The sequence below is a fragment of the Pseudomonas cavernicola genome, assembly GCF_003596405.1.
Classification (GTDB): Bacteria; Pseudomonadota; Gammaproteobacteria; order Pseudomonadales; family Pseudomonadaceae; genus Aquipseudomonas; species Aquipseudomonas cavernicola.
The window spans coordinates 1-12,816 of sequence record NZ_QYUR01000008.1 but is presented as its reverse complement, the minus strand read 5'-3'; the positions used below and the strand labels follow the sequence as shown (position 1 = coordinate 12,816).

Sequence of the window (12,816 nt, the reverse complement as noted above, 5' to 3'; positions counted from 1 at the left end):
CGCAACGTCACCGTTACGCCTCAGCGCGTTACTTAGCCAGCCGTAGCCGATTCGAGGAAGTCCTGGGCGAAACGCTGCAGTACACCGCCAGCCTCGTAGATCGATACCTCTTCGGCGGTATCGAGACGACAAGTGACCGGCACTTCGACACGCTCGCCGTTCTTGCGGTTGATCACCAGGGTCAGCGTGGTACGCGGGGTACGCTCGCCGATCACGTCGAAGGTTTCGCTGCCGTCGATGCCCAGCGTCGTGCGATTCACGCCCGGCTTGAACTCCAGCGGCAGCACGCCCATGCCGACCAGGTTGGTACGGTGGATGCGCTCGAAGCCTTCGGCCACAATGGCTTCTACACCGGCCAGACGCACGCCCTTGGCGGCCCAGTCACGGGACGAACCCTGACCGTAGTCGGCACCGGCAATGATGATCAGTGGCTGCTTGCGTTCCATATAGGTTTCGATGGCTTCCCACATGCGGACAACCTGGCCTTCCGGCTCGATGCGCGTCAGCGAACCCTTCTTGACCTTGCCATCGACCACCGCCATCTCGTTCACCAGCTGCGGATTCGCGAAGGTCGCACGCTGGGCCGTCAGGTGGTCGCCACGGTGGGTGGCGTAGGAGTTGAAGTCCTCCTCCGGCAGGCCCATCTTGGCCAGGTATTCACCTGCCGCACTGTCCAGCATGATGGCGTTCGACGGCGACAAGTGGTCGGTGGTGATGTTGTCGGGCAGCACCGCCAGCGGGCGCATGCCTTTCAGGCTGCGCTCACCGGCCAAGGCGCCTTCCCAGTATGGCGGACGGCGGATATAGGTGCTCTGCGGGCGCCAGTCGTACAGCGGCTCGACCTTCGGACCGGTGTCTTCATCGATGGCGAACATCGGGATGTAGACCTTGTTGAACTGCTCCGGCTTGACGCTGGCGGCGACAACGGCGTCGATTTCTTCGTCAGATGGCCAGATGTCTTTCAGGCGGATTTCCTTGCCGTTGGCATCCAGACCGAGCACATCCTTTTCGATATCGAAACGAATGGTTCCGGCAATGGCATAGGCCACCACCAGCGGCGGCGAGGCGAGGAAAGCCTGCTTGGCGTAGGGGTGAATGCGGCCATCGAAGTTGCGGTTACCCGACAGCACGGCGGTGGCATACAGGTCGCGGTCGATGACTTCCTGCTGGATCATCGGGTCCAGCGCGCCGCTCATGCCGTTGCAGGTGGTGCAGGCGAAGCCGACGATGCCGAAGCCCAGTTGCTCCAGCTCCGGCAGCAGATTGGCTTCTTCCAGATAAAGCTGTACGGCCTTGGAGCCGGGAGCTAGCGAGGACTTCACCCAGGGCTTGCGGGTGAGGCCAAGCTTGTTGGCGTTGCGCGCCAGCAGGCCGGCTGCGATCACGTTGCGCGGGTTGCTGGTGTTGGTGCAGCTGGTGATGGCGGCGATGATCACGGCACCGTCCGGCATTTTGCCCGGCTCGTTTTCCACCACACCGCTGATACCGCGGGCGGCCAGTTCGGAAACCGGCAGGCGCTTGTGCGGGTTGGAGGGCCCGGCCATATTGCGAACCACGGAGGACAGGTCGAACGTCAGTACACGCTCGTATTCGGCGTTCGTGAGGGTGTCCGCCCACAGGCCGGTTGCCCTGGCATAGAGCTCAACCAACTTGACCTGATCAGCCTCACGACCGGTGAGCGTCAGATAGTCGATGGTCTGCTGGTCGATGTAGAACATCGCAGCCGTGGCGCCAAACTCCGGCGTCATATTGGAAATGGTCGCGCGGTCGCCCAGCGTCAGCGCGGACGCGCCTTCGCCATAAAATTCAACGTAGGCACCAACCACCTTCTGGGCGCGCAGGAACTCGGTCAGAGCCAGCACAACGTCCGTCGCGGTGATGCCCGGTTGCGGCTTGCCGGTGAGCTCGACACCAATGATGTCCGGCAGGCGCATCCAGGAGGCACGACCCAGCATCACGCTTTCCGCTTCCAGACCACCGACGCCGATGGCGATCACGCCCAGCGCATCGACATGAGGGGTATGGCTGTCAGTGCCGACCAGTGTATCCGGGAAGGCGACGCCGTCACGCGCATGTACCACCGGCGACATCCGCTCCAGATTGATCTGGTGCATGATGCCGTTGCCCGGTGGGATCACGTCGACGTTCTTGAACGCCTTCTTGGTCCAGTTGATGAAGTGAAAGCGGTCTTCGTTGCGACGGTCTTCAATGGCGCGGTTCTTCTCGAACGCATCCTTGTCGAAGCCACCATGCTCGACGGCCAGTGAGTGATCGACGATGAGCTGGGTCGGCACCACCGGGTTAACCTTCGAGGGGTCTCCGCCCATGTCAGCGATAGCATCACGCAAGCCGGCGAGGTCGACCAGCGCGGTCTGGCCGAGAATGTCATGACACACCACGCGGGCCGGGAACCACGGGAAGTCCAGGTCGCGCTTGCGCTCGATGAGCTGGCTCAGCGATGCATTCAACGTGGCCGGGTCGCAACGGCGCACCAGGTTTTCGGCCAGCACGCGGGATGTGTAAGGCAGTTTGTCGTAGGCGCCGGGCTGGATCGCATCGACCGCGGCACGGGTGTCGAAAAAATCCAGCTGGGTGCCTGGCAGAGGTTTGCGGTTTGCAGTGTTCATGGCGTAGGGACTCAATCGAGTAATGTTCAGAAGGGCGAGGTCGGGGAGAGCCAAGGGTCACGGCCTACTCCCCTTTTCCCAATCAGCGCTTGTCCAGCGGCGGATAGTCAGAACGATTGTTCAGATCGATGTTGGCGCTCATGGTGCTCACTCGATGCTGGGGTGAAATTTGTACCTCTCCCTTCAGGGAGAGGGCTGAGGACGGGGCGCCTTTCCGAGACGATTACCCTTCCCTAACCCGCTCCCTGAAGGGAGAGAGAATTCACTACTGCCCGCCACCAGACGAGGGCGTGTAAGAGCCTGCTCATGATCTGCTGCGCGTCGGCCATGCTGCGTTGAAATCGGGCTCAAAATGCTCATTTACTACCCGTAAACTGCGCTTTTTCGCCCGATTTCGCCTTGCCTGACCTTAGCTCGCGAGATCGTGAACAGACTCCAATTTGCACCACCCCTCTCCCGGCCCTGCGGGCCACCCTCTCCCGCAAGCGGGAGAGGGAAATCAGCGGCTATCGCTCGGAGATAGGCTTGAACGGACGCTGCTCAACGCCGACATACTCAGCACTGGGCCGAATGATGCGGTTGTTGGCACGCTGTTCGAACACATGGGCGGCCCAGCCGGTGACCCGCGAGCAGACGAAGATCGGGGTAAACAGCTTGGTTGGAATGCCCATGAAGTGGTACGCCGAGGCGTGGTAGAAGTCGGCATTGGGGAAGAGTTTTTTCTGTTCCCACATAGTCTTGTCGATCGCTTCCGAGACGGGGTAAAGCACCTTGTCACCGACTTCGTCAGCGAGCTTTTTCGACCAGCCTTTGATCACCTCGTTACGCGGGTCGGAGTCTTTGTAGATCGCGTGGCCGAAGCCCATGATCTTGTCCTTGCGCTCGAGCATGCCAAGGGTGCCTTTGACCGCCTCCTCCGGCGAATTGAAGCGCGCGATCATCTCCATCGCCGCCTCGTTGGCACCGCCGTGCAGCGGGCCGCGCAGCGAACCGATAGCCGCGGTGACGCAGGAGTACATATCACTCAGGGTCGAGGCGCAGACACGCGCGGTAAAGGTCGAGGCGTTGAACTCGTGCTCGGCGTAGAGGATCAGCGACACATGCATGACCTTGACGTGCAACTCACTCGGCTTCTTGCCATGCAGCAGGTGCAGGAAGTGGCCGCCGATGGACTCTTCATCGGTGACGCAATTGATGCGCAGACCTTCATGACTGAAGCGGTACCAGTAGCACATGATCGCCGGAAAGACTGCCAGCAGCCGGTCAGTCACATCATGCTGCTGCTCGAAGCTGTGTTCTTGCTCCAGGGTCCCGAGGACCGACGAACCGGTGCGCATCACATCCATCGGATGGGCGTTGGCCGGAATGCGCTCGAGCACCTCTTTCAACGCCTGCGGCAGATCGCGCAGACCTTGCAGCTTCTTCATATATGCCGCGAGTTGTGCCTTGTTCGGCAGCTCGCCGTACAGCAGCAGGTAGGCGACTTCCTCGAAGATCGCCCCGGCGGCGAGCTCCCGCACGTCATAGCCACGATAGGTCAAACCAGCGCCGGGCAGGGCCACGGTGCACAGAGCGGTCTGCCCGGCAACCTGGCCACGCAGGCCTGCGCCACTCAATACTTTTGCTTCAGCCATTGCTCTCTCCCGCTTTGAATTTGTTGTCGGATACTGCAATTTCGATGTGAGAAATCGGTTCGTTCAATCAGTTTTTCTTTTGCGCAAACAACGCGTCGAGGCTTTGCTCGAAAGCGTGATAATTGATGCGCTCGTACAACTCCATGCGGGTCTGCATGGTGTCGATCACGTTCTTCTGGGTGCCGTCACGACGAATCGCGGTGTAGACATTTTCCGCCGCCTTGTTCATGGCGCGGAACGCCGACAGCGGATAGAGCACCAAGGAAACATTGGCCGAGGCCAACTCTTCAGTGGTAAACAGCGGCGTGGCACCGAACTCGGTGATGTTGGCCAGAATCGGTGCCTTCACTTTGTCGGCAAACAGCTTGTACATCTCCAGTTCGGTGATGGCCTCCGGGAAGACCATGTCGGCGCCCGCCTCGATGCAGGCCGCCGCACGGTCGAGCGCCGATTGCAGCCCCTCCACCGCCAGCGCATCGGTACGCGCCATGATCACGAAACTGTCATCGGTGCGCGCATCGACTGCCGCCTTGATCCGATCGACCATTTCCTGCTGCGAGACAATCTCTTTATTCGGCCGGTGGCCACAGCGCTTGGCACCCACCTGATCCTCGATATGGATCGCCGCGGCGCCGAACTTGATCATCGACTTGACGGTTCGCGCGACGTTGAATGCCGAAGAACCAAAACCCGTGTCGACATCCACCAGCAACGGCAGGTCGCACACGTCAGTGATCCGGCGTACATCGGTGAGCACATCATCCAGCCCAGTGATGCCCAAATCCGGCAGCCCCAGGGAGCCGGCCGCAACGCCGCCGCCGGACAGGTAGATCGCCTTGAAGCCGGCACGCTTGGCCAGCAGCGCATGGTTGGCATTGATTGCGCCGACCACTTGCAATGGCTGTTCGCTGGCTACCGCATCGCGGAAACGCTGACCTGGAGTGCTCTGAATGGAAGAACTCTGACTCATGACTCACCTCGTGGAGTGGCTGTCTTGACCGGCACGCCTTGTCTGGCGGATGCCTCTTGATAGTGGCGTTCGATATTGCGCTTGGAGGCACCGATGTGACGGCGCATCAGCAGCTCGGCCATCTCGCCGTCACGTTCGGCGATGGCATCGAGAATTCGGTGATGTTCGGCAAAGGCCTGACGTGGCCGATTCGGCACGGCGGAGAACTGGATGCGGTACATCCGCACCAACTGGTACAGCTCACCGCAGAGCATCTGCGACAGGGTGCGATTACCGCTGCCCTGGATGATTCGGTAGTGGAAGTCGAAATCGCCTTCCTGCTGGTAGTAGCCGACTCCTGCCTGGAAAGCCGCGTCGCGCTCATGGGTGTCCAGCACCCGGCGCAGCTCATCGATTTCGGCCTGACTCATGCGTTCGGCAGCCAAACGACAGGCCATACCTTCCAACGACTCGCGAATTTCGTAGAGTTCGATCAGCTCGGCATGGCTGAGCGAGACCACTCGCGCGCCGACATGCGGCACCCGCACCAGTAGCTTCTGCCCTTCCAGGCGATGAATCGCTTCCCGTAGCGGGCCGCGACTGATGCCGTAAGTGCGCGCCAGCTCAGGCTCGGAGATCTTGCTGCCGGGAGCAATCTCACCCTTGACGATGGCCGCCTGGATACGGCGAAAGACATGCTCAGAAAGCGTCTCGGATTCGTCTTGAGCGATCAGGGGGGACTCGATAACACCCTGCATATTGTCGACACACCGTTAAAGATTTTGGCAAAAACTACCTAAACAGAGGTGATCTGTCAAACGAACCAAAGCTATTGTCGACAATCTTTTAATAAGCAAAAGATTAAAATTCACCGAACCTCCTTGCAGAAACACACATAAGCGCCTGTCGCCGCAGAAAATCCCCATGTTAGAATGCCGCCCCGTATGCGCCTGGCGAGGCGCCTGTGTACTGCCTGCTAAACTTCCACGCCTGGCGCGCCGGACTGACTCTGCTACGCCGCCGATACCCTGGCCCGATAATCGCGATACACCTTTAGGACTTATGAGACTCAAGCCCTTAGCCCTGCTGTTTTGCCTGATTCTATTGCCCGGCATGAGTCTCGCCGCCGACAAGACCATCTATGGTCTGAACGAATACGCTCAACTGACCGATATCAACCAGCAAGTGGCCGCCAAACTGGATACCGGCGCTAAAACGGCTTCCCTGAGCGCACGTGACATCAAGCGCTTCAAGCGTAATGGCGAGACCTGGGTGCGTTTTTATTTAGCCGTCGACGATGCCCACGCCCATCCCATCGAGCGCCCGCTGGCACGTATCAGCAAGATCAAACGACGCGCTGGCGACTACGATCCCGAGGAAGAAAAAACCTACACTGCGCGCCCGGTGATCGAGCTGGATATCTGTATGGGCAAAGCCTTACGCAGCATCGAAGTGAACTTGACTGACCGCAGCGCCTTCCAATACCCGCTTTTGATTGGTTCCGAAGCACTCAAACGCTTCGATGCACTGGTCGATCCGAGCCTTAAATACGCAGCAGGGAAACCCGGCTGCGCCACCGACGCAAACTCTGCCGAGTAATTCACATGCGCTCTCTTAACCTACATCTGAAAGTCCTGATCACCATTCTGGTGACCTTGGGCATTCTGATTACGGCATACCAGATTTTTATTGTTGGCATCCCGATCACCGAGGATGAAACCGATGATCTGTGGAATATCGATGCCAAAGTCGAGTTCCAGGCCAGCCCGAAAAATCCGGTCAAAGTGCAGATGTTCGTGCCGCCGCTGAGCCAGGACTACGTCAGCCTTAACGAGAGTTTCATCTCGAACAACTATGGCGTGAGCATTAACCGCATCGACGGCAACCGTAAGGTCACCTGGTCGGCCCGCCGGGCCAGCGGTAAACAAACACTCTACTACCGCCTGGTGCTGACCAAACGCTACAGTGGCGAGAAGCCCAAGGCCAAGGGCCCGATCTTCCGTGACAGCATTGCCGTAGAAGGCCCGGAGAAGATTGCCGCAGAAGCCCTACTGGCCCCGATTCGGCAGCATTCGGCGGACGTGGAAACCTTCATCAGCGAGACCATCAAGCGGGTCAACAACGTCAACGACGACAACGTCAAACTGCTGCTCGCTGGCGATGCGTCAACACCGAACAAAGCCAAAACCATCGAGCTGCTGCTGTCCATCGCCCATGTGCCAATGGAGCGTGTCCACACAATTCGCCTGGTTGCCGATCAACCGCAGAGCCCAGAACTCTGGCTGCGCAGCTTCGACGGTGAAAACTGGCTGTACTTCAGCCCGGAAACCGGCGAACAGGGCCTGCCGGTCGACCGCCTGGTCTGGTGGACTGGCGATGACAACCTGGTCAACATCGAAGGTGGCAAGAAAGTCCAAGTCAGCTTCAGTCTGAACAACAGCGAGATGAATGCCATCCGCCTGGCCAAGTTGACCGACGAGAGCACCGACGCCGACTTCCTCGAATACTCGCTGTACGGCCTGCCGCTGCAAACTCAGCAAACTTTCATGATCATGGTCATGATCCCGCTCGGCGTGCTGGTGATTCTGGTCCTGCGCAACCTGATCGGCCTGCAGACCCTCGGCACCTTCACTCCGGTGCTGATCGCCCTGGCCTTCCGCGAAACCCAATTGGGCTTCGGCATCGTGCTGTTCACCATCATCACCGCGCTCGGCTTGTCGCTGCGCTCCTACCTTGAGCACCTCAAGCTGCAGATGTTGCCCAGACTCTCCGTGGTGCTGACCTTCGTCGTGGTACTGATCGCTGCCATTAGCCTGTTCAGTCACAAACTCGGCCTGGAGCGCGGCCTGTCGGTTGCCCTGTTCCCGATGGTCATTCTGACCATGACCATCGAACGCCTGTCGATCACCTGGGAAGAGCGTGGCGGTGGTCATGCGATGAAAGTGGGGGTCGGCACGCTGTTCGCCGCGGCCCTGGCGCACCTGTTGATGAGCGTGCCTGAGCTGAATTACTTCGTCTTCACCTTCCCGGCCGTACTGCTGATGCTGGTGGGCTTCATGCTCGCGATGGGCCGTTATCGCGGCTACCGCCTGACCGAGCTGTTCCGCTTCAAAGCCTTCCTGAAGGATTGAGCCATGATCGGTCTCTGGAAGACGTGGAAGGCCCTTGAAGCCAAAGGCATCATGGGCATCAACCGGCGCAATGCGGACTATGTGCTGAAGTACAACAAACGGCACCTCTACCCGATTGTCGATGACAAGATCATCACCAAGCAGCGCGCCATCGAGGCCGGTATCCATGTGCCCGAGATGTACGGGGTCATCGAAACCGAGAAGCAGATCGACAAGCTCAACGAGATCATCGGCGAGCGTAGCGACTTCGTGATCAAGCCGGCGCAAGGTGCTGGCGGTGACGGCATCACGGTGATCGCCGACCGCTTCGAGGATCGCTACCGCACCGTCTCCGGCAAGATAGTCAGCCATGAAGAGCTCGAGCATCAGATCTCCAGCATCCTCACCGGGCTCTATTCACTGGGTGGGCATCGCGACCGCGCGCTGATCGAATACCGCGTAACACCGGATCAAATCTTCAAAAGCATCAGCTACGAAGGCGTACCCGACATCCGCATCATCGTGCTGATGGGCTACCCGGTAATGGCCATGCTGCGCCTGCCAACTCGACAGTCCGGCGGCAAAGCCAACCTGCACCAGGGCGCCATCGGCGTCGGTGTCGACCTGGCGACTGGGGTGACGTTGCGCGGTACCTGGCTGAACAACAAGATCAGCAAACACCCGGACACCACCAATGCGGTGGACGGCGTACAGCTACCGAACTGGGATGGCTTTATGAAGCTGGCTTCCGGCTGCTATGAGCTATGTGGCCTGGGTTATATCGGCGTGGACATGGTGCTGGATCAGGACAAAGGCCCGTTGATTCTCGAACTCAACGCCCGCCCCGGCCTGAATATCCAGATCGCTAACGACTGCGGCTTGGTACATCGCGCCCATGCTGTCGAGGCGCGTCTGGCGGAACTGAAAGCCCAAGGCATCCAGGAAACCCCGGAAGAGCGCATGCGCTTCGCACAGCAGTTGTTCGGCCATGTGCATCAAGCGGAGATCTGATCCAGGAGCAGGCTGACCCACCACCACCAAAAGCCCGGCCTAGCGCCGGGCTTTTGGCTTTTCGCAGTTAGCTGGCCAGCGTTGAGGTTAACGCACGATCGCCAACTCAAAACCACCCTGATCGGCATGCTCATGGGTTTGCATTCCTGCGTCATTCACTGCCAGGTCCTGTAACGGCCGCTTGAACAGCTTGTTGTCTAGGGTCTGTAGATGACGATCCTCGTCGGTGGTGAGCAGCAACACGTAGCGTTCACCTTCCGCAGCCTTGACCGGCACAGTGCCTTCGATAAAGGCATAGCGATACCAGGTCTCGCCATGCAGTTGATAGACCGCATCGCTGACTAGCCGCGTTGGGCGTTTGGCCTCATCGAGAAACAGTAGCGAGGGATAGACCACCTGCTTATTCGCAAAGCTGCGTACGCGCAACCCATACGTACGCTGTGAGCGCGGCAGCTTCAGCGCCGCGTAGTAACTGCGGCCCATGGGGAAATCAAAGCTCGGCGAGAAGCGATTGAGCTCCTCGTAACGAGGTTCTTGCACCGACAGTTCAGTAAACGCATCGTCAGGCAGCTGCCCACAGCACTGGTCCAGCAGGCTTTGATAGAGCCCATCCCCCGCGCTTCCCTGGGCTCCAGCCAATAATGCTTGCATCGCCGCCGTGGGCTGGCCATCCAGGGATGGCAATACCGCTGTCTTGTTGGCAAATTCGACCTGGCGACCCTCGGTGTACTTGACCGGCAGCCCGTCACCAGTCGCCCTCTGCACTGACCCGCGACCTTGCTCCGGCACCGCTGAGTTGTGCATTCGCCCTTGCTCATCGACCCAGGTGTAGTACGGGCTGCCGTGCTCAGGGCGAACAAAGTTGCGCCCCTCCAGCACATCGGCATCGATGTACTCACCGGAACGCTCGCCATTGGGCAGCAGCACATCGCTCTTCCCTGCCGTTTGTTGGGTGCCGGCATAGAAGCTGTTCTGCAAATTGCCGCTGGCATCCACCCAGGTGTAATAGCGGCGTTTGCTTTCGCCATTGTTTTTGCTGCCGGGCCAGCGCGTTGCCGAATCATCGTTCATCCGCGCCTGATCGCTTTGGCTGATTCGCCGCGCGGCCTGGTGCTGCTGTTTAGCGAAATTGCCATCGACAAAGGTGTTGTGCACCCGCCCCTGATCATCGACCCAGGTCAAGTACTTGCCGTTGCTGGCCTGCACCGAGGCCAGACCAACGAGAGTTAGGAGCAGCAGTAGGCTACGCATATCAGAAGGTGGTCCGATAAGTCAGCGCCAGCACATAAGCCTTGACGCTGGTTTCGACATCGAGATCGGCATAGGGGTTGTAGACCATGCTGTCGATATCCGAGCAGTTGATGTTGCAACTGGAGCGTGCCGGAATGCTCTGCTTGCTGACCAGATAGTTGAAGCCGATATCGATCACCGTGTCCTTGTCCCAACGATAACCAGCGCCGAGCCCGTACAGCTGAGCATCGCCCAACGGCGCAAGAATATCCGCCTTATTGCCTGGAACGGCCGAAGGCCGCGGCTCATAGCCGACACGCAGGCTCAGGCGCTCATTGAGCTCATATTCGACACCAACTGCCCAGCTCCACACCGACTCGTAGTCACGATCGAGGGTGATGGTGGTCGCCGTGGCATTGTCCGGTGAGAACAGACTGGCGATCTTAAGCACATCCAGGGGCTGGTCGAACTCCAACTCGAACTTCTCCCAAGCCTTGTAGTCGGTCCACTTCAGGTCGAAGTTGATCTGCCATTGCGGATGCGGCTTGAGCTTGATCCCACTGGCGAAATGCGCCGGATAGGTCAGATCCATGGAGACGTTGCCCCTCTCCTCGTCGAACACCCCATCCGGGGTGATGCTGTTGAAGATCGCGCCGATCAGCGAGCTGTCTAGGCCCTGCCAAAAGCCCTGCCAGTCCTGCGAGTAGTCGACCCGGTACTGGCCCTGCAGATGCATCTTGGCCTCGCTCTGATACACCGCGCCGAGGGCGAACCAGTCGCTCGGCTCCCAGAGAAAACCGACGTTCCAGGTCGGCGACAAGGACTGTTGCATGTCCACATCGATGTTGGCGATATCGGTAAAGGGCCCCAGATCACCGCCACAAATGTTCAGCAGCACCTCGAACGGGTTGCCATCGACGGTGCACAGCGCATCCTGGGCCACGCCGGTGAAACCAGTGAGCACACCGGGGGCGCGGAAATCCTGGTTGAGCGCTACCGCCTGATGGGAAAAGCCGATCGACAACCCGAGTGACAGTTCGTCATTCATCTGGTAACCCAGCGAGGGCGAAAAGTAGGTCAAGCGCTGCAGCACCACTTCCTTACCCTGGTAGCGCGCCGGATCGTTGTCATCGCGAGAATAACCCAGCGCCTGCGGGGTGTAGACGTTGGTGGCGAAGGTGAACTTCGAGCCCGGCGGATTGATCGACAAGCCCGCCAGCGGCGCGAACAACAGCGGCACCTCGGTCGCGCCGCCCAACCCCGGCAAATACATGGCCGACGTCGTGGTGCGGCTGGAACTGTTGGCGACTGGATCGTCGTTCAGACCGAGAAAGTTGCTGCCGTAACCGGGCGGTGCGTTGAAGTCGGCACGAATGTCCATCACCCCGGCGATGAACTTGACGGTGGTCTGCCGGCCTTTCAGTTTAGTCAGGGCCGCGGGGTTGTAATGCACCGCGTCGATACCGCTGAAATCCGCGGTAATCGCGTTGCCCATGGCCATCGCCTTGGGGTTGCCGATGGTCAGGTTCTGCGCCAGTTGCGCCTGCGCGACCCCCATCCAGAGCATGCCGATCCCGGCAATCGCCCGCGCCAGCGGCGAAATACGCATAGTCATGACGTGCTCGCTCGCGGGTTATTGGGCCTTCAGGCCTTTGATATCCAGTGGCATCGACACCCCCAACAACACGTCGGGCGAGTCCTCCGTCATGCCAAAGCCGGCATTGATGTTGACGATGTAGTCTGGCGAGGTCCTCAGCCCCAGCGAGAAGTTCATGATCGAACTGGTCTGCTCGGTACCCTCGAAGCTGGTGTCGGCGAAGGTGTAAGTCGGCTTGAAGGTCTGCGCCATCTGGTAGGAAGTGGAGAGCGAAACGTCATAGGACAGCGCATAGGCAAAGCCCATGCTGAACGACAGGGTCGAGCCCGGATCGACTTTCTCCAGCTTGCGCCCGCCACGCGCCTGATTGATGTCGGTCACCGGCACGTTGTAGGTGTAACCCAGCGAGCCGAAGAGCACCACTGGGTCGATCACATAAGATAGGTTGGCACCACCGCCGATGCTGTAATAACCGCTGCCAGTCGACAGGTCTTTGTCGCTGTTGATGTCGTAGGGGCTGGTGCCAGTGGGCAAACCCAGGGTGGCATACAGGGTCGTCACCGGCTTGCCACGCACCGAGGCCCAAGGCTGCCAGCGCAGGCTGGCAGAGAGATCGCCCAAGCTGTAGGCGTTCAAATCGCGTTCGGTGTCGTACTTG

General features: G+C 59.5%; 10 protein-coding genes. 3 read left to right on the top strand and 7 right to left on the bottom strand.

The genetic code is table 11. The features are described from left to right. Positions 1-32: 32 nt before the first annotated feature. The 4 genes from acnD to D3879_RS21935 form a co-directional block, all read right to left on the bottom strand. On the bottom strand, positions 33-2,627 hold the full coding sequence (acnD, locus tag D3879_RS21950; RefSeq protein ID WP_119956393.1) for a Fe/S-dependent 2-methylisocitrate dehydratase AcnD: 2,595 nt from the start codon (positions 2,625-2,627) through the stop codon (positions 33-35). 506 nt (positions 2,628-3,133) lie between these two features. Next, positions 3,134-4,261, bottom strand: a complete 1,128-nt coding sequence (gene prpC, locus D3879_RS21945) for a bifunctional 2-methylcitrate synthase/citrate synthase (protein ID WP_119956392.1) — start codon at positions 4,259-4,261, stop codon at positions 3,134-3,136. 67 nt (positions 4,262-4,328) lie between these two features. Next, the gene (gene prpB, locus D3879_RS21940) at positions 4,329-5,231 is read right to left on the bottom strand and encodes a methylisocitrate lyase (protein WP_119956391.1); all 903 of its coding nucleotides are present in this window, start codon (positions 5,229-5,231) and stop codon (positions 4,329-4,331) included. Next, positions 5,228-5,968, bottom strand: a complete 741-nt coding sequence (locus tag D3879_RS21935) for a GntR family transcriptional regulator (RefSeq protein WP_119956390.1) — start codon at positions 5,966-5,968, stop codon at positions 5,228-5,230. The genes prpB and D3879_RS21935 overlap by 4 nt, the downstream gene beginning before the upstream one ends. Positions 5,969-6,272: 304 nt before the next feature. Between D3879_RS21935 and rloA the strand changes: the two genes are divergently transcribed. From rloA to D3879_RS21920, 3 genes are read left to right on the top strand one after another with little or no spacing between them, the layout of a single operon-like run. Further along, a complete protein-coding gene (gene rloA / locus D3879_RS21930; RefSeq protein WP_119956389.1) occupies positions 6,273-6,809 on the top strand; it encodes a retropepsin-like aspartic peptidase RloA in 537 nt (178 codons plus the stop codon). 5 nt (positions 6,810-6,814) lie between these two features. Continuing rightward, the gene (gene rloB / locus D3879_RS21925) at positions 6,815-8,341 is read left to right on the top strand and encodes an osmotic stress tolerance membrane protein RloB (protein WP_119956388.1); all 1,527 of its coding nucleotides are present in this window, start codon (positions 6,815-6,817) and stop codon (positions 8,339-8,341) included. A 6-nt stretch (positions 8,342-8,347) separates the two neighbouring features. Then, on the top strand, positions 8,348-9,331 hold the full coding sequence (locus D3879_RS21920; protein ID WP_177412492.1) for an alpha-L-glutamate ligase-like protein: 984 nt from the start codon (positions 8,348-8,350) through the stop codon (positions 9,329-9,331). Between the two features lie 87 nt (positions 9,332-9,418). On the opposite strand, the gene D3879_RS21915 is transcribed toward D3879_RS21920, so the two are convergent. From D3879_RS21915 to D3879_RS21905, 3 genes are all read right to left on the bottom strand, one after another. Beyond that, a complete protein-coding gene (locus D3879_RS21915; RefSeq protein WP_119955295.1) occupies positions 9,419-10,582 on the bottom strand; it encodes a MalM family protein in 1,164 nt (387 codons plus the stop codon). A 1-nt stretch (position 10,583) separates the two neighbouring features. Then, positions 10,584-12,176 (bottom strand): outer membrane protein transport protein, encoded by a 1,593-nt coding sequence (locus D3879_RS21910; RefSeq protein ID WP_119955296.1) that lies wholly within the window; start codon positions 12,174-12,176, stop codon positions 10,584-10,586. A gap of 18 nt (positions 12,177-12,194) precedes the next feature. After that, a partial coding sequence (locus D3879_RS21905; protein ID WP_119956386.1) for a transporter occupies positions 12,195-12,816 on the bottom strand: 622 nt, incomplete at its 5' end.

Coding starts and splice junctions, on each gene's coding strand:
- acnD (WP_119956393.1), bottom strand. CDS start 2,627: ATGAACACTGCAAACCGCAAACCTCTGCCAGGCACCCAGCTGGATTTT.
- prpC (WP_119956392.1), bottom strand. CDS start 4,261: ATGGCTGAAGCAAAAGTATTGAGTGGCGCAGGCCTGCGTGGCCAGGTT.
- prpB (WP_119956391.1), bottom strand. CDS start 5,231: ATGAGTCAGAGTTCTTCCATTCAGAGCACTCCAGGTCAGCGTTTCCGC.
- D3879_RS21935 (WP_119956390.1), bottom strand. CDS start 5,968: ATGCAGGGTGTTATCGAGTCCCCCCTGATCGCTCAAGACGAATCCGAG.
- rloA (WP_119956389.1), top strand. CDS start 6,273: ATGAGACTCAAGCCCTTAGCCCTGCTGTTTTGCCTGATTCTATTGCCC.
- rloB (WP_119956388.1), top strand. CDS start 6,815: ATGCGCTCTCTTAACCTACATCTGAAAGTCCTGATCACCATTCTGGTG.
- D3879_RS21915 (WP_119955295.1), bottom strand. CDS start 10,582: ATGCGTAGCCTACTGCTGCTCCTAACTCTCGTTGGTCTGGCCTCGGTG.
- D3879_RS21910 (WP_119955296.1), bottom strand. CDS start 12,176: ATGACTATGCGTATTTCGCCGCTGGCGCGGGCGATTGCCGGGATCGGC.